The sequence below is a fragment of the Paenibacillus beijingensis genome (assembly GCF_000961095.1).
In the GTDB taxonomy this organism is placed as follows: domain Bacteria; phylum Bacillota; class Bacilli; order Paenibacillales; family Paenibacillaceae; genus Paenibacillus_O; species Paenibacillus_O beijingensis.
The window spans coordinates 1,040,684-1,062,660 of record NZ_CP011058.1; the positions used below are offsets into that span (position 1 = coordinate 1,040,684).

At 51.6% G+C, this 21,977-nt stretch carries 18 protein-coding genes; 5 read left to right on the plus strand and 13 right to left on the minus strand.

Annotation, left to right across the window (positions count from 1 at the left end; translation table 11 throughout):
- Positions 1-22: 22 nt before the first annotated feature.
- From VN24_RS04835 to VN24_RS04870, 8 genes are all read right to left on the minus strand, one after another.
- Positions 23-1,687 (minus strand): extracellular solute-binding protein, encoded by a 1,665-nt coding sequence (locus tag VN24_RS04835; RefSeq protein ID WP_045669490.1) that lies wholly within the window; start codon positions 1,685-1,687, stop codon positions 23-25.
- A 192-nt stretch (positions 1,688-1,879) separates the two neighbouring features.
- Positions 1,880-2,764 carry a carbohydrate ABC transporter permease gene (locus VN24_RS04840; protein WP_045669491.1) on the minus strand — a complete coding sequence of 295 codons (885 nt, stop codon included), beginning with the start codon at positions 2,762-2,764 and terminating at the stop codon, positions 1,880-1,882.
- A gap of 95 nt (positions 2,765-2,859) precedes the next feature.
- Entirely contained in the window at positions 2,860-3,801 is a 942-nt protein-coding gene (locus tag VN24_RS04845) for an ABC transporter permease (RefSeq protein ID WP_045672983.1), read from the minus strand.
- Between the two features lie 114 nt (positions 3,802-3,915).
- Positions 3,916-4,926 (minus strand): LacI family DNA-binding transcriptional regulator, encoded by a 1,011-nt coding sequence (locus VN24_RS04850; RefSeq protein ID WP_045669492.1) that lies wholly within the window; start codon positions 4,924-4,926, stop codon positions 3,916-3,918.
- 144 nt (positions 4,927-5,070) lie between these two features.
- Positions 5,071-6,117: a LacI family DNA-binding transcriptional regulator gene (locus VN24_RS04855; RefSeq protein WP_045669493.1), complete on the minus strand. Its 1,047-nt coding sequence runs from the start codon at positions 6,115-6,117 to the stop codon at positions 5,071-5,073.
- A 197-nt stretch (positions 6,118-6,314) separates the two neighbouring features.
- Positions 6,315-7,151, minus strand: a complete 837-nt coding sequence (locus tag VN24_RS04860) for a sugar ABC transporter permease (RefSeq protein ID WP_045669494.1) — start codon at positions 7,149-7,151, stop codon at positions 6,315-6,317.
- On the minus strand, positions 7,151-8,497 hold the full coding sequence (locus VN24_RS04865; RefSeq protein WP_338012223.1) for a carbohydrate ABC transporter permease: 1,347 nt from the start codon (positions 8,495-8,497) through the stop codon (positions 7,151-7,153). The genes VN24_RS04860 and VN24_RS04865 overlap by 1 nt, the downstream gene beginning before the upstream one ends.
- Positions 8,498-8,631: 134 nt before the next feature.
- Entirely contained in the window at positions 8,632-9,957 is a 1,326-nt protein-coding gene (locus VN24_RS04870; protein ID WP_052702794.1) for a sugar ABC transporter substrate-binding protein, read from the minus strand.
- Between the two features lie 340 nt (positions 9,958-10,297).
- Between VN24_RS04870 and VN24_RS04875 the strand changes: the two genes are divergently transcribed.
- Positions 10,298-11,998 carry a glycoside hydrolase family 13 protein gene (locus VN24_RS04875; protein WP_045669496.1) on the plus strand — a complete coding sequence of 567 codons (1,701 nt, stop codon included), beginning with the start codon at positions 10,298-10,300 and terminating at the stop codon, positions 11,996-11,998.
- A 139-nt stretch (positions 11,999-12,137) separates the two neighbouring features.
- On the opposite strand, the gene VN24_RS04880 is transcribed toward VN24_RS04875, so the two are convergent.
- On the minus strand, positions 12,138-13,418 hold the full coding sequence (locus VN24_RS04880) for a sugar ABC transporter substrate-binding protein (RefSeq protein WP_045669497.1): 1,281 nt from the start codon (positions 13,416-13,418) through the stop codon (positions 12,138-12,140).
- Between the two features lie 502 nt (positions 13,419-13,920).
- On the opposite strand from VN24_RS04880, the gene VN24_RS04885 reads away from it, so the two are divergent.
- Both VN24_RS04885 and VN24_RS04890 read left to right on the plus strand, forming a co-directional pair.
- Entirely contained in the window at positions 13,921-14,547 is a 627-nt protein-coding gene (locus VN24_RS04885) for an AAA family ATPase (RefSeq protein ID WP_052702795.1), read from the plus strand.
- A gap of 33 nt (positions 14,548-14,580) precedes the next feature.
- Positions 14,581-15,519: a nucleoside hydrolase gene (locus VN24_RS04890; protein WP_045669498.1), complete on the plus strand. Its 939-nt coding sequence runs from the start codon at positions 14,581-14,583 to the stop codon at positions 15,517-15,519.
- Positions 15,520-16,280: 761 nt separating this feature from the next.
- Here VN24_RS04890 and nrdF read toward each other — a convergent pair.
- The 3 genes from nrdF to nrdI all read right to left on the minus strand — a co-directional run bounded on the left by nrdF (position 16,281) and on the right by nrdI (position 20,096).
- Complete coding sequence (nrdF, locus tag VN24_RS04895; protein WP_238590830.1) at positions 16,281-17,348, minus strand: class 1b ribonucleoside-diphosphate reductase subunit beta; 1,068 nt, start codon at positions 17,346-17,348, stop codon at positions 16,281-16,283.
- Positions 17,349-17,665: 317 nt separating this feature from the next.
- The gene (gene nrdE, locus VN24_RS04900) at positions 17,666-19,750 is read right to left on the minus strand and encodes a class 1b ribonucleoside-diphosphate reductase subunit alpha (RefSeq protein WP_045669499.1); all 2,085 of its coding nucleotides are present in this window, start codon (positions 19,748-19,750) and stop codon (positions 17,666-17,668) included.
- A complete protein-coding gene (nrdI, locus tag VN24_RS04905; RefSeq protein WP_045669500.1) occupies positions 19,737-20,096 on the minus strand; it encodes a class Ib ribonucleoside-diphosphate reductase assembly flavoprotein NrdI in 360 nt (119 codons plus the stop codon). Before nrdI ends, nrdE begins: the two co-directional genes overlap by 14 nt.
- Before the next feature lie 442 nt (positions 20,097-20,538).
- On the opposite strand from nrdI, the gene VN24_RS04910 reads away from it, so the two are divergent.
- Both VN24_RS04910 and VN24_RS04915 read left to right on the plus strand, forming a co-directional pair.
- Positions 20,539-20,862 (plus strand): hypothetical protein, encoded by a 324-nt coding sequence (locus tag VN24_RS04910; RefSeq protein WP_052702796.1) that lies wholly within the window; start codon positions 20,539-20,541, stop codon positions 20,860-20,862.
- Between the two features lie 36 nt (positions 20,863-20,898).
- Positions 20,899-21,090, plus strand: a complete 192-nt coding sequence (locus tag VN24_RS04915) for a hypothetical protein (protein WP_045669501.1) — start codon at positions 20,899-20,901, stop codon at positions 21,088-21,090.
- 115 nt (positions 21,091-21,205) lie between these two features.
- Here VN24_RS04915 and VN24_RS28050 read toward each other — a convergent pair whose 3' ends face one another.
- Positions 21,206-21,976 (minus strand): styrene monooxygenase/indole monooxygenase family protein, encoded by a 771-nt coding sequence (locus VN24_RS28050; protein ID WP_274520442.1) that lies wholly within the window; start codon positions 21,974-21,976, stop codon positions 21,206-21,208.
- Between the last annotated feature and the right edge of the window lies 1 nt (position 21,977).

The following is a 21,977-nucleotide window of genomic DNA, read 5'->3' on the forward strand; positions in this document are numbered from 1 at the left end:
ACCAAGCTTGTATTTTGTCTGCTTATTTCTGGGCGGCTTTGTAACGGTCGTAGCCGTCCTGGTACACTTTGAGCAAATCTTCAATTCCCATATTTTTCAAAGAAGATACATACTTATCCCAGTCGCCGTCGGATACGCCGTTCAGCAAAAATTTGGCCCGCATCGAGTTGGTGTACGTCTGAATTTCCGGCTTCAGCTGGTCGATTGTCGCCAGTTCTTCATCCGTAAAGAAAATGTTCGGATATTTTTCTTTCTGCATTTGCGGAACAAAGATGTTTTTGATATCGTCCATCCGCTTTTGGGCGCGCGCTTCCGGCGCAACTACGTTTTTGAAGTCTTCGCCGGTTATGACGCCTGCTCCGCTGAGCTGCACTTTTTGACGGAACTCGCCCGGGTTGGCAATATCTTTTTTCTGGATCAGCTTGCCGCTTGCGTCCTTGTCGAACCATACCCCGACCGGGCCCCAGCGGGTTTCCGCCGCCGTATACGGCTCATACAAATAATCCAGCCACATGGCCGTAAGCTCCGGATTTTTGTTCGCTTTCGTAATGACGGAGCCGCCGCGGGCGAGCGCGGAACCGTTGTTCCATTTCACGACCATGTCTTTAAACGGCGGAACGATCGGATAGTGCTTATCGCGGTCGGCTACAACGTCGGTATGATCCCACCATAAGAACGAACCGACGATTTCGGTTTCGCTTTTTCCTTTGGCGAAATATTGGGTTATGTCCTGCGTCAACGACTCTTGATCGATCAAGCCTTCTTCGAACCATTTGTGGAAATAAGCGAGCGCTTCCTTATATCCCGGCTGAATCGCCGAGTAGGACACCTGGCCGTTATCGACGTTCAGATGCTCGGCGTACGTATTGTTCGCGGGCTGATACGTTTTGTCGGGCGTTCCGAACGCGCCGAACAGATAGCCGATATCGCCGGTCCAGAAGGCGTGCATAAAGGTGAGCGGAATTTCATCCGGTTTGCCGTTGCCGTTCGGATCTTGCGTTTTAAACGCTTTCAAAACATTGTAGTATTCGTCCAGCGTCGTCGGCGTTTGCAGTCCGAGCTTCGTCAGCCAATCTTGGTTGATGTACAGGAAATCGGGATTCGATCCGATTTCTTCCTGACCGCTGCCGAGCTCCTCGCCCACCGGCAGCGAATAAATGTTGCCGTCCGGCGCCGTCACGATCGCTTTAATGTCCGGCCGTTTTTCAAAGAGAGCTTTAAGATTCGGCATATGTTTCTCAATTAAATCGTTGAGCGGAATAATCGTGCCGTCCTTGCCGTATTTCATCAGCTCGGAATCCGTGAAACCGGCTCCGAAGAATATTTCCGGCAGATCGCCGCCTGCGATCAGCAGATTTTTCTTCTCTTGATAGTCCGTATCGACAATTGTGTTCCATTCGATATGAACATTGGTCGCCTGCTCGATCTTCTTCGCTATTTCCAGCTCGTTGAAATCGCTCGGCGCGAGCGCCGTTTTTGGCGATACGGCTTTGATCGTCACTTTTTCCTTTAACGGGAAGGAAAGCGTTTCTGCGCTGTTTCCTTCGGCTGCGCTTCCGGTCCCCGTATTGGAGGACGTCTGGTTATTGGCCGGCTTGGGATCCGAATTGTTATTGCTGCTGCAGCCGCCAAGCATTAACGCCGCTGACAACGTCACGGTCATGATAACGTTTAATCTTTTTTTCATTTCGGTTAACCTCCCTTTTGAATGGCAAACGGACAATGGAAATTTACCTCAAAAGCTGCTCGGTGACTTGCCGGACATCACCTCCTCAGAGTGAAAAAGATGGTTCCTACGCGACTGACTTGATCTTCCGATCGGCTATTGAAGAAGGAATAACTAATTCCGATGAAAGAGGGGTCGCTGCGCTCTCCTTTTTCACCCTTTCACCGAGCCGACCATTACGCCTTTGACGAAAAAGCGCTGCAAGAACGGATACAGAATGAGCAGCGGAAGCGCTGCGACGATGATGACGCCAAATTTGATGAGTTCGGTCACTCTTTGCTTGGCCAGCAGCGTGTCGATATCGTTCACAAGGTTGCCTGATGGCTGGCTCTGAATCAGGATGTTCCGCAGCACAAGCTGCAGCGGGAATTTATCGCCGTCGTTCAAATAAATAAGAGCGTCGAAAAATCCGTTCCACTGCCGGACGACGGCAAACAGCACCAGTACGGCGATAATCGGTTTGGAGAGTGGGAGCACAATGCTGAGCAAATACTTGATATTGCGGCATCCGTCGATGGCCGCCGCTTCCCTGAGCTCGCCGGGCAGCTCCTGGAAGAACGTTTTGGCAATGATGATCAGGAATGCGTCCACCGCGCTGGGGAGCACGACGGCCCACATCGTATCGATCAAATGAAGCTGCTTGATCAGCAGGTAGGTGGGAATGATGCCGCCGTTGAAAAAGAGGGTGATGACAAAAAACGTCATGAATGCGTTTCTGCCCAAGAAGTCTTTGCGGGAGACCGGATACGCTGCCATAATGACGAGCACCGTACTAATAACAGCGCTTACAGCTGCGTAAAGAATCGAGTTTCGATAGCCGATCCATATCGCCGGGTCATTGAATATGCGGCGGTAGCCGTCAAAAGTGAGACCGCTCGGCCAAAGCCATACGTCTCCGGTAAAAATGCGGTCCGGATCGCTTACCGATGCGATGACGATAAAATAAAGCGGATACAAAATCATGATCGTAAAGAAGCCGAGGAATGCGTAATTGGCGATGTCGAAGACGATATCGGATTTGGTTTTTCTGGCTAACACTTTCGTTCCCCCTTAAGTTTTTCCCGAAGGAAAAACGCTTCGTAAGCATATGCTAAAGTTTATGCAAAGCAAAAACAGCTTCGTAAGCATAAGCTTTAGAACAAACCGTTCCCGCTTATTTTTTTGGCCGCCCTGTTGACCATGATGAGCAGCACCAGATTAATAACGGCATTGAACAGGCCGATAGCCGCCGAGAAGCTGTACTGGGCTCGCTGGATGCCGATTTTGTACACATAGGTCGGAATAATTTCCGATACGTCCACGTTCAGGTCCCCCTGCATCAGGAACGCTTTTTCGAAGCCGACGTTCATCAGGTTGCCGACCGCAAGAATAAAGAGGACAACGATGGTCGGCGCAATGCCCGGAATATCGATATGGCGGATGCGCTGCCATTTGCTTGCCCCGTCCACGACGGCCGCTTCATGAAGATGGGGATCGATGCCCGCCAAGGCCGCCAAGTAGATGACGGATGCAAATCCGGTTTCCTGCCAGATCGTCGATAAAATATAAAGCGGCCGGAACCATTCGGACTCGCCCATGAACAAGATCGGCTTGCCCCCGAACAGCTGGATGACGATGTTGACCAGCCCGCTTGAAGGAGACAGGAACACAAACATCATGCCGACCAGAACTACAGTTGAGATGAAATAAGGAGCATAAATCGTCGTTTGAATAAAGCGCTTTAATTTTTCCTGACGCAGTTGATTGAGCATGACGGCGACCAGGATCGGAATCGGAAATGCGATGACCAGGTTTAACAAACTCAGATAAACGGTGTTGCCGATGATGTTCCAAAAATTGTACGACTCGAAAAAACGCTGAAAGTTTTCGAAACCGGTCCATGGACTGCCCCAAATTCCTTTCGATGCGCTAAAATCTTTAAAGGCGATCTGGACGCCGTACATCGGCCAGTACTTAAAGATGACGAAGTATGCGACCGGGAATAAAATGAGCAGATACAACTCGTAATTCTCTCTTATCCGCTTGAAACGGCTTTGATGCCGCAATGTGAGACCGTGATTTTGTTTCCGTTCCATATTGCCCGTTAACCTCCAGCTCCGCGCCATGGTCCTCATCAACCTCCAGCAAATCGTAATCGTTTGCGTAAACGTTTAAATAAGCCGTATTAAGAGGGAGCAACCGCTGCCTAATCAGCAGGAACCCCTTTCAATCAACGTTGTCGGCAGTCTGTATTCCTTATGCCTTTGCTGCTCGCTTCTTTTTTCAATCCGTTTCATCATCACTTCAGCGGCGGTTACGCCGATCTCAAACGACGGCTGCCGGATTACGGTAAGCGGCGGACTCGTAATCTTCGTCCAATCGTAATCGTCGAACCCGATCACCGCCAAATCGTCCGGTATCCGGATGCGCTTCTCCTGAAGGCAGGCGACAACTCCCATTGTGAGCACGTTATTGGCTACGAATACAGCGGTGACATCCCCGGAAGCAAGCAGCTGCTGCGCGCACAAATAACCGCTTTCAAAGCTGGCATTGGCAATCATGACAAGCGATGGATCATAGGGAACCCCCTGCTGCGCCAGCGCTTCCCGGTACCCCTCCAGCCGCTCGTTGCTTGTCGAAATGCCGAGCGTCCCGGTTATGAAGCCGATGCGCCGGTGACCTTTTTCCAGCAGCTGCCGAACCGCCTCAAGCGAGCCTCCATAGCCGTCCGCCAGCACGTAATCGCCTTTGTAACCGACCGGCTTCCGATCAATAAAGACAACCGGATACTGGTTATGGACGATATCGTTTAAATATCCGACTTCCTCGGCGATGGATGCGATGATCAGCCCGTCGATCTGCTTCGTGTTGAACAGCTTGATTTGCTCCTGCTCATCCCCCAGTTCCTCGTTCACATTGTTGCTAAGCAGCATGTGATACCCGTAGCGCTTTAACGTCATCTGGATGCCTTGGGCAACGGTCATAAAGAAAAAGTTCGACGTGTCGGAAGGAAGAATCGGCACAATCAGTCCGATCGTATTGGACTTCTGGCTGCGCAAGCTTTGCGCGATCGCGTTGGGCCGGTAATCGAGCTCCCGCATCGCCCGGTATACTTTCTCTTTCGTTTCCGTCGATACAAAGCGTGTGCTGTTAATGACATGCGATACCGTCGCGGTTGAAACCTCAGCCAATTCGGCTACTTGTTTTATTCCGGCTCTCATAGTTCCGACTCCTAAGTAAACGTTTGCGTAACCGTTTTCATTTCCATGGCTTTATTATAATAAGCGTCAAAATTTCTGTCAATTGTTTATTTCAAAAGCGAAAAACCGCCCTTTCCCGTTAAGAAAAGGGCGGCGCCAGGTCGGTCATTTGTCCGATGCACTGTTTTCGGCGACGGATTCGCGTTCGATGATTTTGTAAGGCATATAGAAGTTGCCTTTCTCCGGCAGTTGCTCCCCTTCGGTCAGCAGCTTCACGATATGTCTTGCCCCTTCCGCGCCGATCTGCCCGAACGGCTGCTCGATCGTCGTCAGCTTCGGCGTCGTAATGTTGCTGACCGACAAATTATCGTAGCCGATCACGGAAATATCGTCCGGAACGCGAAGTCCCGCATCGTGGATGCAGCGCATCGCTCCGATCGCCATCTCGTCCGATGCCGCAAATACGGCCGTCAGTCCGGTTTCATCCCTTTCGGCAAGCAGCTGCTTCATTGCACTGTACCCGTCGTCGAATCGCATATCCCCGTAAACGACAAACGAGTGCGAGTAAGGTAATTTGTAAAAATCGACGGCCTGTTTATAGCCTCTGAGCCGCAGCTGCTCCCCCCGCTCCTGCCGCTGCGTCTGCAGGGCGGAAATCATGCCGATGCGCCGGTGGCCGCGCGACACAAGATAAGCAACGGCATCGAACGAGGCGCGAATGTCGTCCACCTTGAACGCGGGCAGTTTGGCGCTTTCATGCGCATCAAGCAGCAGCACGACCGGCATTTGCAGCTGTTCGATCAGATCATCGTACTCGCTTGGCATATGGGAGCTGGCCAAAATGACGCCGTCCACCAAATGACGCTGCGCGAACGAAAAGGCTTCGGTCAAGCCTTCTCTGGCCATGTTGTCGCTTTTAAGCTCATAAAGCAGCAGATCGATGTTGTTTTCGTGCGCGACCCGGCTGATGCCGCTGTATAACTCGCCGAAGTAAAACGACGTAATATACGGGATAATAACACCGAGCGAAAGCTTTTTCGTCTTTAGATTGAACTGCCTGGCTTTGTCGTTTGTAAAATAATTCAGCTTTTTCGCCGCCTGCATGACGCGTTCCCGCGTATCGGCGTTTACCAATTCCGGCTTGTTCAGCGCCCTGGATACGGTTGCGATTGAAATTCCGGCATATTTTGCGATGTCATTTATGGTTGCCACAACAACCCTCCGTTTCTATCCTTTGACGGGAACCGGCCATCGGCACCGTTACTAACTCTATGAAAAACAGACGGCCAGCGGCAGCGCCACGGATACGAAAGAACGGGTGGTGAGCTCGTGCCAATCTAATTTCTATTATTATACCCAATGCAAATAAGCAATGGTAGTTCGAAGTTCATCCTCATCCTTGCTCATCCTCAACCTTTGTCCGCTCCTGACGTCAACCCGCCGATCAAGTACCGTTGCAGCATCAGGAACAGGAGCGTAATCGGAACGGCGACAAGCACGCAGCCGGCGGCGAACACCGTAAACTGCAGCTTGGTCGTATCGGTCGCCATATCGTACAGTCCGACGGCTAGCGTCTTTTTCTCCGGTGTGCGAAGCACCAGCTTGGCGAATATAAAGTCGGTAAACGGGCCGGTGAAATTCATCAGGATAACAAACACGAGCAGCGGCTTCGACAGCGGCATGACAATGCGGGCGAACGTGCCCAAATGGCCCGCTCCGTCAATCCGGGCCGCCTCGACGAGGCTTCTCGGAATCGTGTCGAAATAACTTTTCGAGAACAGGAAGAACAGCGGCGCCCCGGCTGCGGAAACGATAATGACTGCCAGATGCGTATTGAGCAGGTTCATCTGGTTCAGCAAAATATAGATCGCAATCATGCTCATGAACCCGGGAAACAAGCCGAGCACGAGCAGCATGCTCATTAAATTTTGGCGCCCTGCAAACCGAAACATCGAGAACACATATGCGGTCATAAGAACGAGCACGGAACCCGAAATCGTGCTGATGACCGAAATTTTTAGCGTATTGGCGTACCACTGCATAAACGGATACTTCGTAAATAAATCGCGATAATGAGCCAGCGTGAACTGGGATGGGAGGAGTGATTCGCTAAAGAGCGTATCGCCCGGCCGGACGCTCGACATGAGCACCCACAGCGCCGGATATAGGCAAAGTACCGCCGTCACCGCCAAAAAGATGTAGCTGAACGTCCGGCGTGTCAACGTTCGTACCGTTTTGGATGCCATCAGAACGTCCCCTCCTCTTTAAACGCTTTCGTCCGGCGCACATTCCAGATCGCAAACGCGGCCAAAATAACAAAAATGAAGATGCCGATAACCGATGCGAAATTGTATTGGCCTTGATCCATCGACAGCTTATAGAGCCATGTGATCAAAATATCGGTATGCCCCGCAAATTGGTAATCCCCGTTGACGGGATTGCCTCCGGTCAGCAAATAAATGACATTGAAATTGTTCATATTGCCGACAAATTGCATGACGAGCAGCGGCGCCATCGAATACATGACGACGGGAAACGTAATGGATCTCAGCTTCTGGAAGGCGCCTGCGCCGTCGATATCGGCCGCTTCATACATATCCCGCGGCACGGTGGACAAGATGCCGATAATCATCAGCATCATGACCGGAAACCCAAGCAGAAAATTGACGAGAATAAGGGTAAACTTGGCCCATAAGGGATCCGAAAGCCAAGGAATTTTCGAGATGCCCATCAAGCTTAAATACTGGTTGACGGGCCCGAACTGCCCGTTGAACACGTTGCGTAATATAAGGGTCGAGATAAACATCGGAATCGCGTAAGGCAGTATAAAAACGGTGCGCCAAAATTTTTTGAACCGGATATCGTGCTGCTGCACGACGAGCGCAACGGCAAAGCCGCCGAAGAAGCAGGTAAGCGTCGCAAAAAAAGCCCACATAAACGTCCAAAGCGTAACCCCGTAAAACGTATGGCTCCATATCCGAAGCTTGAAAATGTTGCGAAACGTCTCGAAGCCGTGCCAATCAATCAGATTTGCCGGCGGCATGTTGCTGCGGGTAAAGTTGGTAAATGCAAGCAGGATCATAAATAGAATCGGCATCACGGTGAAAAACAAAACGCCGATCATCGGGATAGAGACCGCCAGCTGCGGAAAGCGGTAATCCGCCGCATATTGCAGCGTTTGCTTGAACGTATGAAGCTTCCCGCCTTCTTCCCTCCGTTTGCCGCAGCGGTAAGCGTCCTTTACGTTAAGCACATAAATGGAGGCGACGACTGCTGCCAGCAAAACGTAAATCAACCCTTCAACCATTAAATAAATGGAATGGTCGCCGTTGATTTGCCGGTATATTTTCCCCACTTTCTCCAAATGGGTTTTCGTTTCTCCGAGCGTAACGAGCGCCCAGATCGCATGCGGCAGCTTGGCAACGGCCAAATAGACGCCGGCAGCATACAGCAGCAGCAGGCATATCGCTTTTCCATACTGCCGGTTATACAACTGGCCGAGCCCCATAATAAGTACGGATAATACCGCGCTTGTTTTGCGGTACTGACGCAAGCGGGGCGAAGCATGCTCCGCAGCGGATACGTGACGCATTATATACCAGCTCCTCATTGGACGACCGCCCGTTGCATGCCCGGACGGTCGCTTATTTCCGTGCGAATCCGAAGCTGGAGCCTCATCTTCACGCTTCGTATTTCCTTCAAACGAGACAGATGCCTCGTCTTCGTTTACTGCTCCGCCGCAATGTTCGCCTTCATGTTGGCGACGGCTTTATCGAGCGTTGTTTTGATGTCGGCGCCGTTCCAAACCTGTTCCAACACCGGGGACATATTTTGGAAGAAAAATGAAACTTCCTGAATGCTCGGAATCATTTGCGCGTTTTTCGCTTGTTTGCTTAACGCTTGAATAAACTCGTCGTTTTTCAGCGCGTCTTCGTTTTCGATGCCCTCATATGCCGGCAGCACGCCTCTCATCTCGAAGTTTTTGAGCTGCATTTCTTTGGAAGTTGCAAAATTCGCAAACAGTTTGGCTGCATTCGGGTATTTCGAATACGAGCTGACGAAATAAGCGGGAACGCTGGCATAAGGAACCGGAGCGACATCGCCCGGCATTTTCGGCAAGTCCATGACGCCGACTTTAAACGGAAGCTTCTTGTACTTGCCCGCATTCCAGATGCCGTCCAGAATGATCGCCGCTTTGCCCTCCTCCCATAACGAAACCTTCACATCTTCCGTAATGTCGGTGCTCTTGACCGGCAAAATCTCTTTCAGCGAACGGTAGAACTCCAGCCCTTTGACCGCACCTTCGTTGTTCAAGCCGATATCGTTTTTGTCGGTGCCGTTGCTGCCGAAAATATAAGCGCCGTAACCGGCCATATACGTGTAGTTGTAAAGCAGGTTGTTCATTTCATATAAGAGAGCGTATTTATTATTCGGAATGTCGTTGAATTGTTTGGCAAAAGCTTTAATGTCGTCCCAGGTGTCCAGTTTGGCGTCCTTCACCAAATCTTTGTTGACATACATCAAATACGATTCAATGTTGCGTGGATACCCGTACAAAATGCCGTCGATCGTCACGGCATCCACTGTCGATTTAACCGAGATCTTATTCGTTTCGTCGGCAAAATAATCGTTTGGCAGCACCAGACCGCCCTTGACGCCGCCGGCCAGCTGATCGGCGCCCGCGACGAATACGTCGGCGCCCGTTCCCGCCGGACCGTCCGTTCCGAGACGGCCGATCGTCTCCCAGAACTTCACATCTTCGAGCTTGACCTTGATGCCATACTTCTTCTCGAATTCCTGAACGAGAAATTCGGAATAAGCATCTTTCATGTCCCAATAGACGAGCTCTGCGCCCGGTTCCGGCTTCAGTTCATCCGCCTGCTGCCCTGCCGCCGAGGAATCCGTGCCGGCCGCAGGCTCCGCAGTGTTGCCGGCATTCGCGGCTTGTCCCGTATTGGCAGCTTGTCCCGCATTGTTCGATGCGCCGCCGCACGCGGTCAAGGAAAAGAGAAGAGAAGTCGTAATAGCGAGAAGACCCAATTGCTTTTTCATACGCGTCATAACCCCTTTGATTGAAATGGATTGTAATGCTTGAAGAAAAAGAATTTACATTGATGTAAGTTAAATTTACATCATTTGTTCTTACAGTTCACAATATACAAGCAGATTCGATCACTTGTCAATCATTTTTTCTGCATCGATTTTCATAGTCGTTCAACCATCTCGTGCTTCATAACCACTGGAAACCCGCTTTATTAAGCCATTTTAACGCATAACCTTCCGAATAGATCGTTTCATTTTCGTTGACAAAGCAGCGACAGGTTCATATGATTAGGATTATATTGATTTGATTTTCATGTAAAATTGTAAATCTATATTAAGGAGCGCCTATATGAATAAATCATGGTGGAAAGAAGCCGTCGTCTATCAAGTGTATCCGCGCAGCTTTCGGGACAGCGACGGAGACGGCATCGGGGACCTTAACGGAATAACGGAAAAACTGGACTACTTGCAGGACTTAGGCGTGGATGTCATCTGGCTCGGACCTGTATATCAATCTCCCAATGACGATAACGGTTACGATGTGAGCGATTATTATCAAATTATGGACGAATTCGGCACGATGGCGGACTGGGAGCAGCTGCGGGATGAAATTCACCGCCGCGGCATGAAAGTGATGATGGACATCGTACTTAACCATACTTCCGACGAGCACGAATGGTTTAAAGCATCCAGGCAGAAAGGCGATAATCCGTACCGCGATTACTATTATTGGGGAATAAACGATGACGGCCGCGAGCCGAACAACTGGGAATCGTTCTTCGGCGGTCCGGCCTGGGAATACGACGACGTTGCAGAAGCTTATTACCTCCACCTGTTCTCAAAGAAGCAGCCCGATTTGAACTGGGGAAATCCGCGCGTACGCCAATCAATGTACGGTATGATGCGTTTCTGGCTCGACAAAGGGGTGGACGGCTTCCGTCTCGACGCGGTCAACCTGCTGTCCAAGCCCGAAGGTTTGCCGGACGCCGAATCGATGTCGCCGGATAAGCAGATTGCCCCATGCGGGCATTTGATCGTGAACGGCAAGGAGATTCACCCGATTTTTCAGGAGATGAACCGCGAAGTATTTTCCCGGTATCCGATGTTTACGGTGGCGGAAATGGCCGGCGTTTCGGCGGAGGAAGGACTGTTGTACACCGACAGCAGCCGCAAAGAGCTGGACAGCCTGATCGTGTTCGAGCATATGGACGTGGACAACGGACCCGGAGGCCGATGGGATACGATACCGTTTCACTTGCCATCGTTCAAGCGCATTATGTCGAGCTGGCAAACGACCCTTCACGGCAAAGGTTGGTCGGGACTTTACTTGAACAACCACGATCAGCCGCGCGTTCTGTCGCGCTGGGGCAACGATACCGAATACCGGACGGAAAGCGCCAAAATGTTCGCGACTTGCATTCAAATGATGCAGGGAACCCCTTACATTTACCAGGGCGAGGAAATCGGCATGACAAACATCCGCTTCGACAGGATCGAGGACTACCGCGATGTGGAAACCCTTAATTTTTACCGGATCGAAACGGGGGAAAAATGCCGCAGCCATGACGAAGTTATGAAGGACATTTATTTGAAAAGCCGCGACAACGCCCGCACCCCGATGCAGTGGGACGACAGCGCAGGCGCCGGCTTCGGTTCGGAAACGCCGTGGATCAACGTCAATCCGAACTATACCCAAATCAATGTCAAGCAGGCGCTTTCAGATCCGAATTCCATTCTGCACTATTACCGCGAATTGATCCGGCTGCGGAAGCGGCATGAAATCATTGTATACGGCGATTACACCTTATTGCTTGACGATCACCCGGACGTCTTCGCATATAAGCGTACCCTGGAAGACCAGGTATTATTGGTGATTACCAACTTTTCCGGCCGCGGACAGACCGTCCGCCTCGAAGAGCCGGTATTGACGCAAGAGCAATTGATTTCCAATTATCCGGATACCGGCGAGAGCATCAGCGAGCTCCAGCTTCGTCCATTCGAGGCGAGAGTTTACCTCTGTCAAACCGCACTATCCGAAACGTCGTTCTAAGCGAAAAAAAGAGGCTAGCCATTGAATTGGCTAGCCTCTCTTCATATCGACTTATACACCCTGCAAATGTTGTCCGTTCGCCCGTCGATCACAACGTTGAATGATATAAGCTGACGGATCCGTCTGTCCCTTTGCCGGATTACTTGTTGGCGATGCTCGTCTTCAAATTGTCGGCCGCCTTGTCCAGCACCTGCTTGACATTGCCGCCATCCCAAATGCTTACCAGCGCAGGCGTCAAAACTTGCGAATACTGGCTCATTTCCGGAACATTCGGCATCACCTGGCTGTGCTCCAGCTGCTTCATGAACCCTTGCACAATTTCGTCATTTTTGAATTTCTCGTTATCTTCAAGACCTTTAACCGCCGGAATGAAACCGTTCGTTTCATAGTCTTTGGCCAGCATTTCCTTGGACGTCAGGAAGTTTGCAAACAGCTTCGCTGCGTTCGGATATTTCGAATAGGCGGACACATAGAACGAGTGGGTCCCGATTAAGGAAAGCGGATATTGGCCGCCCGGCATTGCCGGAAGCGGGATGACGCCGACTTCAAACGGCAGCTTCCGGAAGCTTGACGCAGCCCAGCTGCCGTCAAAGTTGATCGCCACTTTGCCTTGCTCGAACAGCCCCGACTTGAGGTCGCCGGTAAGATCGGCCGCTTTGAACGGCAAGTTTGCTTTCAGTGTTTGCAGAAACTCCAGCCCTTTGACCGCCCCTTCGTTGTTCATGCCGATGTCGCTCGTATCGGTGCCGTTCTTTCCGAAAATGTAACCGCCGTAACCGAGCATAAACGAGGAATTCAGGTACCAGTGGGACGGGTCGAACATAAAGCCGAACTTGTTGTTTGGAATGTCGTTGAATGTCTTCGCAAACGCGGCGATGTCGTCCCACGTTTCGAATTTCGTGTCCTTGACCAACTCTTTATTGACGAACAGCGCATACGTATAAATGTCGCGCGGATACCCGTACAGAATGCCGTTGTAGGTCGAGGAGTCAATCGACAATTGGCTCATGCTGCTGCGGGTTTCCTCTTCGAAATAATCGTTTGGCAGCACAATCCCGGAATTCACCGACGTTCCCAGCGCGTCGGATACGATCTCCACCACATCTCCGCCAGTGCCGGCCGGCCCGTCCGTGCTCAGCCTTCCCGGGCTATCCCAGCTGTTGACTTCTTCGATTTTCACCTTAATGTTGTACTTCTTCTCGAATTCCTGAGCGGCATACTCCGTGTAGGCGCTTTTGCCTGACCAGAGGACCAGTTCCGCGCCCGGTTCCGGCTGCAGCTCGTCCGACGCCCCGGTTTCATTTGCCGCCGGTTGTTCGGATGATTTGGCGTTATTGCCTGTTTCGGACGCACCGCCGCAAGCGGCCACCGTCAACATCATGACTGCGGATAATGCCAGAAATGCAAGTTTCTTTTTCATTCGTTTCATTTCCCCTTTATGTTGTCTAAATGGTAAACCTTTTCCTGCCCTGCTGCCAACCCCTTGAAGCCAAATGCCTCTGAACAAGCCACCTGCAGATCTTCGCATTTATCCGACGACCCCGAGTGTAAGATTCTTTAACACGTATCATACATATAAATCACAATATACTAGTTGGATGATATAATGTCAATCATTTTATGATTTGATTTTTCGTTATTATTGTCACCTTTTTTCATATAATCTTGAAGTACTTATAATAAATGACAACTAAGCCCTCATTCAGGCTTCGAACAAAGGGACGTCAATATTATTGACAAAGAATCAATGAGTACATATGATTAAACTATTAATGATTTGTTTTTCATGTAAAAATGCAAAATGAAAATCAATTATGGTCTTAACCCAAATACAGGAATGCATGCACTGCCTGCATAAAACATCCGTTAGCTTATGCTTACGAAGTGGTTTTTCTTACGAAAAACTTTAGGAGGTTATTTTGTTGAGTGAATTTATGTCTTATGATCCGTGGTCTAATGTGACGACAAGGAATGGCATCCCGGGTGACGAAATCATTTCCATGCTGCAAAAATCGATTCGCCGCGGCTTGGAGGAGGAAGCGTTGACGGCCGCCTACGAAATGTACATCACAAGTCCTCAGTTTGAGGAAAAACTGTGGCGGAGGCTTCAAGTCATCTGTGTGGAGGATATCGGTTTCGGGGATTTGAACGCAGCCGTTTTGGTCAACACTTATAATCAGTTAAGGCAGAGCTTTCCGTATGGAGACGGGGATCGTCCAATCTTCTTCATCCAAGCCATTCGTTATTTGTGCCGTTGCAAGAAAGAACGCTCCAGCGACTGCATCAAAAACATTCTTATCAGTGATTTTGAGAACGGGAAGAAACCTGTCGTGCCCGATTATGCACTGGACGTGCATACCCGGCGCGGCAAAGCTGCCGGCAAGGATGTCGCCCACTTCCTGGAAGAGGCCAGCAAAGTCATTCCCCAATTGGAGCCGGATCTGTACGGTTACGAGGAAGCAAGACAGAAGCAACTGGAATATGCGCGCCAACCAAGAAAAGAAACGCCCGCCGCGAAGCCTTTTGTATATAACGGTTGGCAGTACTAATCAGCTGATGCAGCTACGGGAAGGAGTTATCCTATGACGGTTAAAATGATTTTGGATGTGGATACCGGGATCGACGATGCGCTGGCAGTCGCGTATGCGGCAGCTTCGCCGGAAATCGATTTGCTTGGCATAACGGTCTCTTACGGGATGGCCCCGGTAGATTATACGTTTCGCAACACAAGCGTCATTCTTGAGTCGCTGAAACATAACATACCGGTCTATAAAGGAGCGGACAAGCCGCTTCGGCGTGCAAAAGAATATGGCGGCGAGTTTCACGGCATGGACGGCTTGGGCGAAACGCTTGGCGAAATAACGTCCGTTCCCGATTATGGAAAAAGCGCAGTTGATTTTATAATCGAACAGGCGCACCTTCACAAGCAGGATTTAACGATCGTCACAACAGGTCCTCTTACTAATCTCGCACAAGCGATCGTTAAAGATCCGGCTATCGTAGACATGGTCGGCCGCGTGGTGACCATGGGCGGCGCTGTCATGACTCCGGGAAATGCAAGCAAATTCGCGGAAGCGAATATTATCATCGACCCGGAAGCCGCCGAACTCGTGTTCAAAACGGAACTTCCGATTACGCTGGTCAGCCTCGATGTTACCCGCAAAACATTGCTGACCGCCGAAGACGTGCTGCGCTGGAGAGAGAAGGGAACCGAAGTCGGAGCCTTTTTCGCGGACTTTACCGAGTTTTATTTAAAGGAGTACAAAAAATACCATCCGTACTTGAAAGGCTGCGCCCTTCACGACCCATTAGCGGTAGGCGTCGCCAAAAATCCCGCATTGGTCCGTACAATTCCGATGTTCATTAAAGTGGATCTGGAAGAGGATGCACTAGGAAGAACAACGGAAGACTTGTACCGGACGCACCCGAATGAGCCAACCTCCCACATCTGCATTCAGGTAGAGGCGGAGCAATTTATGGACGATTTTTTCGGGCTGGTCGAGAAGTCAATGGGAGAGTGAAAAAAGGTAGCGCTGCGCAAACGGGTTTGATCTTCCGATCGCTGTTGTCCCCGGATTTCTTGGAATTAACCGCAATACGGTTGAAATCCGGGGACAAAGGCGAACGCTGACGCTTCTCCAGATTCAACCCAGCGCGCTCCGCTCTCCTTTTTCGGAGGAGAAGTCAGAGGCGGCTGGCGCGCAAGTTGCGCTTGCAGTCAGAGAAGACGGAAAAGCATTCGCTACGCGGAAGAGGACTCTCCGCTCTCCTTTCAAAACAATAATAAGCATCCTGCACGAGGCAAAACGCCTTGCTGCGCATCATACCGACAGGATGGCTTCAATCTGCTTTCAGACCAATTTTCATCCCGCCCTGCTTGATCCGTGTATCAGCCCAATCTCCATCCCGCCCTGCTTGATCCTGTGCGTCAGTCCAAAATCCATTCCGCACTTCTTTCTAATGCCAGGCGCGCTGACGACGAACATTTCATTTCGTTCTCCTTATTACGTTGAATGATTACAGGTTTAGCTGTTCTCTTTAATACGTTGTGTGATGGCAAGTTTGAGCCGTTCTCCTTTATACGTTAAGCGATTGCAAAATTGGAAAGGGACTTTCGTTCCTGAGCGAAGGGGATAGTGCACCAAAGCGACTAAAAACCGATAAGTACCTCACCAGACAAGGCAGCTCCCCGCCACGACCTAAATTTGGCCCCCACCCCTGTTCCATCCATAAAAAAACCAGGCTCCCCCTGATGGGAAACCCGGTTCATCCATTCACTATTTTAAAAATCAAACGTAAAATCTTCGTCGCGCAGCGGCTGGACGTTCAGCGTGCGAACGTAGCCGTTGCCCTTCTTGGAGAAAAAGTCGTGCTGCTTCGTGCGGGTGCTGATGCCGTTGAACACGATCGGGTTCACGTCTTCTTCCGGGAACGGCGGCTCCTGTCCGAGATTCATGAATGCCTTGTTCGCATTGTAGCGGACAAATACCTTCACCTCATCGGTCAGCCCGATCGCGTCGTACAGCTCCTCGGTGTACAGCTCTTCGTTCGCGTGCAGCAGCTGCAGCAGCTCCTGCAGCTCGCGGATCGTGTCTTCCTGCTCGGCTTCATCGAGCGATGCGTGCAGTTCCTGCGCCAGCACGCCGACATAAAGACCGTGAATGCTCTCGTCGCGCAAAATAAGGTCGATGATTTCGCCGCTGCTCGTCATTTTGCCTTGGCCGGCCAAATAAAGCGGGTAGAAAAACCCGCTGTAAAACAGGTAGCTTTCCAGCAGCACCGACGCGGCCATCGCCATATACAGGTCGCGCGGCGTCTGGATGCTGCGGTAATAGCGCGAGATGACGTCCGCTTTCTTTTGCAGCAGTGGGTGCAGCTCCACCCACTTGAACACGGCGTCGATCTCTTCCGTCGTCGCCAGCGTCGTAAAGATGCTGCTGTACGACTTCGCATGAATTTGTTCCATCATGCCCATGAATCCGAGTACCGCCTTGCGCTGCAGGCCGTCCACATGCTCCATAATTTTCGGCATGCCGACGCCGCCCTGAACGGTGTCGAGCAGCGTCAAGCCGCCCAGCACCTTCATATACAGCTCGCGTTCCGCGTCGCTGAGATACATCCACGACATTTTGTCGTCGGAGAGCGGAATCTCCTCATCGGTCCAGAACTGCATCAAGTTCTGACTCCAAAACGTCGCCGTAAAATCGTCGTCGGGACGGTTCCAGTTGACGGCCTTCGCCGGCTTGCCTCCCACTGCTTTGTTCGCCGCCTGAGCGGATTGCCCGTCCACTTCGAGGGACTCCTCCAAGGCTGTTTTCAACGCTTCCATCATCATTATTCGCTCCTTCATTTGACGGCGCGCACCTTGGGAGGCTTGCCGCCGGTATGTATGTCACGCCGCTTGCAGCGGCTGTTATTTCCATCCATAAACGTAAGTTCGACCGTTACCATGCAGCTGCAGCGTTGCACCGTCCTAAGATGCCCGGCTGAACAATTACCTCACAAGCCGGGGAAAGTTCCGGCCCGCTGAAACGGCAGACCGGCTGCCGCCGGAGCCCTTTACGAAATGCGCTCCCGCAGCGCCGGTCCGGCGTGCTGCATCTTGATTGCTGTCACAACAGGCTTGCCTTCAAACAGCGCGTTTTTGATTTCGGTGATAATACTCTGCTATACCGCGCAGCTGATGCACTCTTCCACGCTGAGGTGGTTCGTGCGCGTGTAGTAAAGCGACTTCAGCCCTTTTTTGGCTGCGTACAAATAGTAGCGGGCGAGCTCACGGGTCGTTACGTTGCTGTTCACGTGCAGCACGGTGGAGATGCCTTGGTCCACGTGGCTCTGAATTTCGGCGATCAGGTCGATCACCTTGAACTGGTCCATCTGATAGGCCGATTTATAATAGAAGAAATTGTCCTGCGACAAATACGGCATCGGATAATACGTCGTCGAGTTCGCGTACGTGCGTGTCTCGATCTGCTCGACGATCGGCATCACGCTCGACGTCGCATTTTGCACATAGGAGATGCTCTGCGTCGGCGCGATTGCGAGACGGTACGCATGATACAGTCCCTGGCGGGCGACTTTCTCCTTCAAAGAGGCCCAGTCCTGCGGAGACGGAATGTCCATCCCGGCAAACAGTTCCTTCACCCGCTCCGTCTGCGGCCGGTAATCGGTCTCGATATAACGGTCGAAATAGGTGCCTTTGGCGTATTCCGAGCGCTCGTAATCGCGGAACCGCTTGTTTTTCGCCTGGGCGATATCCGCGCTCTTGTCGAGCGAGTAATAGTTCAGCATCATGAAGAACGTCCGGGCAAAATCTTTCGCTTCCGCGCTTTCATAAGCGATTTTGTTTTTCGTCAAATATCCGTGCAGGTTCATCGCGCCGAGTCCGACGGAGTGCATTTCCTCGTTCGCCTTCACGACGCCCGGAGCGTTGGAGACGCGGGTCATATCGCTGACGGCCGTCAGCGCGGCGATGCCTTCGTGAACGGTCTCGCGGATTTTGCCGTGCTCCATCACGTTCGTAATGTTCAGCGACGCCAGGTTGCAGCTGATGTCGCGGCGGATCGTGCTCGGCTGGCCGAAATCGCCGATCTCCGACGTTTCCTGCAGCTGGTAAATTTCCGTGCACAGGTTGGACATTTTGACCGAACCGATATCCTTCAGCGCATGGCCGGCATTCGCGTTCGATTTATTCATAATGTACGGATAGCCGGACTCGAGCTGGATCGTCGCAATCTTCACGAGCATGTCGCGCGCGCTCATGACGACTTTGCGGACGACCTTGTCGTTGGCGAGCAGTTCCTCGTACATTTCATCCAGGTTCATATCGTCGAGGTGGATGCCGTATTCCTTGTACACCGAGAACGGCGCAAACACGGTCAGCGGCTGGTTGTTCTCCGCAAGCTTATAGAACTTGTCCGGTACGATCAGGCCGATCGACAGCGTCTTCAGGCGACTCTTCTCGTCGGCGTTGATCTTCTTGCTGTCGAGAAACTCCATGACGTCCCATCCGAAAATGTTGTAATACGCTGCGCCGGAACCTTTACGCTGGCCCATCTGGTCGGCGTAGGAGAACGCGTCCTCCATCAGCTTCAGCACCGGCATAATGCCTTTGGCCGCGCCTTCGACGCCCTTGATCGGCTCTCCGCGCCCGCGCAGTTTCGACAGGTTGACGGCGACGCCGCCGCCGATTTTCGACAGCTGCATACAAGTGGAAAGGCAGTAGTTGATCGAATTGAGCGAGTCGTCCATCTCCAGCAGGAAGCAGGACACCATCTCGCCGCGGCGGCTCTTGCCCGCGTTCAGGAAAGTCGGCGTCGCCGGCTGCAGCCGCTGCTCCATCATGGAGACGGCCAGCGACTTCGCAAGCTGCGTGTCGCCCTGTCCCAGATGCAGCGCCACGATCGCCACCCGGTCGGGATAGTGCTCCAAATATTGCGAGCGGTCGTTGCTCTTCATCGCATAGTCGGTGTAAAACTTCGACGCCGCCATATACGACGGGAACGTGAATTCCATCCCGTGTGTCAGCTCGAACACCGATACCGCATCCTCGGGGGAATAACGGTTGTACACATCCTCGTAGTAGTCGCCTTGAACGAGGTAGTCGATTTTTTCTCTATGGGAGGCAAAGCTTACGCTCTTCGCCCGCACTTCTTCCATAAAAGCCGCGACGGCTTCCCGGTCCTTCTCCAGCCGGAAAAATCCGTCCGCGCCTCTTTGCATCAATTCGTTGTTAAGCTCAATATGCCGCAAGGGGCTCCACCTCTTTCATAAAATGTTCCACGTCCCGCGTCGTTCCCGACAGCTCGAATTTACATACGATCGGCACACGATACCGCTGCGAGAGGGTATCCGCGCTCTTGGCGAAGCCGGTGCCCCAGTTGCGGTTGCCGCTCGCCGACACGCCCCGCAAATAAGCGGCGTTGCGTTCCAGAAACTTGCTCACCTTCGGGGGCACTTCCCCGAATCCCGTCGTATAGGTGATGAGCACGAACGGCTCGTCCAGCTTCAAGGATTCGTCGATCTGCACGGAAGGCAGATTCAGCTTGCGGACAAATTTGCGCACGTTGCCGGTGCGGGAATCGAATGCGACTAACACGGGAACCACTCCTTACAAGGCGTTGAAAATGAATCCAATACATGAACATATAATCATACGATGAGCCGGTAAGCTTGGATTTTCGGTTGTCCCCCGCTTATCCACCGCATTACCGGACTTGTCCACCGCACAGTGCCGTTTATCCACCGGTTGTCCACATTTTATACCCCGATGGCGGTTATGTTAAACGAAAAAGCTCCATATGTAGATCAGTAGATTAAATTTATATCAATATATAGTGCTTGTCAAGACAGCTGTTGGAAATTGTCGGATCGCCTGCTGTCGCCAAAAGCCCGCCGTAACATATACTGCCTATATAGAATATGGGATGCCGCAATACGCAATACGACCCGCAGCGGCCTTCCGCGAATGTTCATCCGTAATCTCCGCCTCAAACCAATCGAATACGGATCAAGGAAAAATAGGGCGGGAGGAAGAATCGATGGCTTCCTTTGGCAAAGACAAAAAAATACCTCCTCATTCTGCAAGCCACAATAAGAACAAACGAACCGCAACCGACCGTTCCTCCATCTTGGATGCCCTCCAAGGGAAAAATATGGAAATCATCGTCGCCGCCCTCCTTCTTACGGGCAAATTGCACGTCGATTCGGTAACCCTGTATCGGGAAGCGACCTTAATTATCGGTTTGACCGGGAAATACAAGACGCTCGGCAACTTCTCCAATTTAGATAACATGGTCAATTTTATTAAAGACAATAAAGATATGACGCTGGATGAAGTGATCCGGACGTTTCAAAAAAAATGATCGAAGTCGCGAGGCAACGTGAAAGGAGGGTATCCGATGAGCGCTCATAATAGAGCGGCTGATAAAAGAGCGGCAAGTAATAGAGACGCATTTGATGGAGTTGCTTGTGATGGAGCGGCTTTTGACGGAGAGGCTTTCGCGACCGTGATCTTCGCCGTCATTTTGATCGGATTGTTTTTCTTTGGCTCGTCCGATATCGACAATCTTTCCGCCCAACCGACCGATTAACGGCCAGTCGGACGTGGGCATTGCAAGAGCAGCCTGAACCTGTATCGCACAGTTTCGGACTGCTCGCTGCTGTTTTTCATGCTCTGGATACGGTTACAGAAAAATAAATCCGCTGCTATCGTTCATGATGAAAAAAAGCCTCGTACGCCTGCAGCGGATCTTCGAACCACCGGGCGACTTCGTCCGCGCTCGTCTGGTCGGCAGCCGCTTGCATCAACCGCTCCCCGATGTGTACCGGCAGCGGCCCCATCATGGCGTTCGTCCAGGCCGTTACCGCCTTAACATAAGGTCTTGTCCGGCTCCAGTATTCTTCGCCAATCCGCTGGTCCCATTCAAGATCCCGATAGTCCTTAAGCGTCTGAGCCAGCCGCTCCGCACAGTATGACGCCGTATTGCAACCTTGTCCGGTAATCGGATCATTGAGGAATACGCTGTCCCCGCAGCCGACGATCAATGTTCCGTTGACGGACGTATAAGGCCTGTAAATGACAGGCGTAATGGCCGTCTGGAGGATGGCCCGCTCATCTGCGGGTCCAAAACGGTCCTGGTCGATTCGGCTCTCGATATCCGGAAAGTACCGGCGGATCAAGCCTAGCATACGTTCCTGAAAGTCCGATTCGGTCTTGACTCCTTTGAACGCATCCAATTCCCCTCCGGGAACGGCTTCAATAAACAGAATGGTAACGGGTCCCCGTTCGGTCAGCGCGGGAATTTCAAACATTTCGCCAATTCCGGGCAGCACCGTAATCGAAACTCCTTCAGGCGAAACGGGCGCGACCCCGTTAAAATAACCGACGATGCATTTTCTTTGCGGGGTTTGAAGCGGAGAGAGCTCTTTATCAATGGGAAACGGCGCCAGAGGGCCCGCTTTACCGGTCGCATCGATT

Coding starts and splice junctions, on each gene's coding strand:
- VN24_RS04835 (WP_045669490.1), bottom strand. CDS start 1,687: ATGAAAAAAAGATTAAACGTTATCATGACCGTGACGTTGTCAGCGGCG.
- VN24_RS04845 (WP_045672983.1), bottom strand. CDS start 3,801: ATGGAACGGAAACAAAATCACGGTCTCACATTGCGGCATCAAAGCCGT.
- VN24_RS04850 (WP_045669492.1), bottom strand. CDS start 4,926: ATGAGAGCCGGAATAAAACAAGTAGCCGAATTGGCTGAGGTTTCAACC.
- VN24_RS04860 (WP_045669494.1), bottom strand. CDS start 7,151: ATGGCATCCAAAACGGTACGAACGTTGACACGCCGGACGTTCAGCTAC.
- VN24_RS04865 (WP_338012223.1), bottom strand. CDS start 8,497: ATGCGTCACGTATCCGCTGCGGAGCATGCTTCGCCCCGCTTGCGTCAG.
- VN24_RS04870 (WP_052702794.1), bottom strand. CDS start 9,957: ATGAAAAAGCAATTGGGTCTTCTCGCTATTACGACTTCTCTTCTCTTT.
- VN24_RS04875 (WP_045669496.1), top strand. CDS start 10,298: ATGAATAAATCATGGTGGAAAGAAGCCGTCGTCTATCAAGTGTATCCG.
- VN24_RS04880 (WP_045669497.1), bottom strand. CDS start 13,418: ATGAAAAAGAAACTTGCATTTCTGGCATTATCCGCAGTCATGATGTTG.
- VN24_RS04890 (WP_045669498.1), top strand. CDS start 14,581: ATGACGGTTAAAATGATTTTGGATGTGGATACCGGGATCGACGATGCG.
- nrdF (WP_238590830.1), bottom strand. CDS start 17,348: ATGAAGGAGCGAATAATGATGATGGAAGCGTTGAAAACAGCCTTGGAG.
- VN24_RS04910 (WP_052702796.1), top strand. CDS start 20,539: ATGGCTTCCTTTGGCAAAGACAAAAAAATACCTCCTCATTCTGCAAGC.
- VN24_RS04915 (WP_045669501.1), top strand. CDS start 20,899: ATGAGCGCTCATAATAGAGCGGCTGATAAAAGAGCGGCAAGTAATAGA.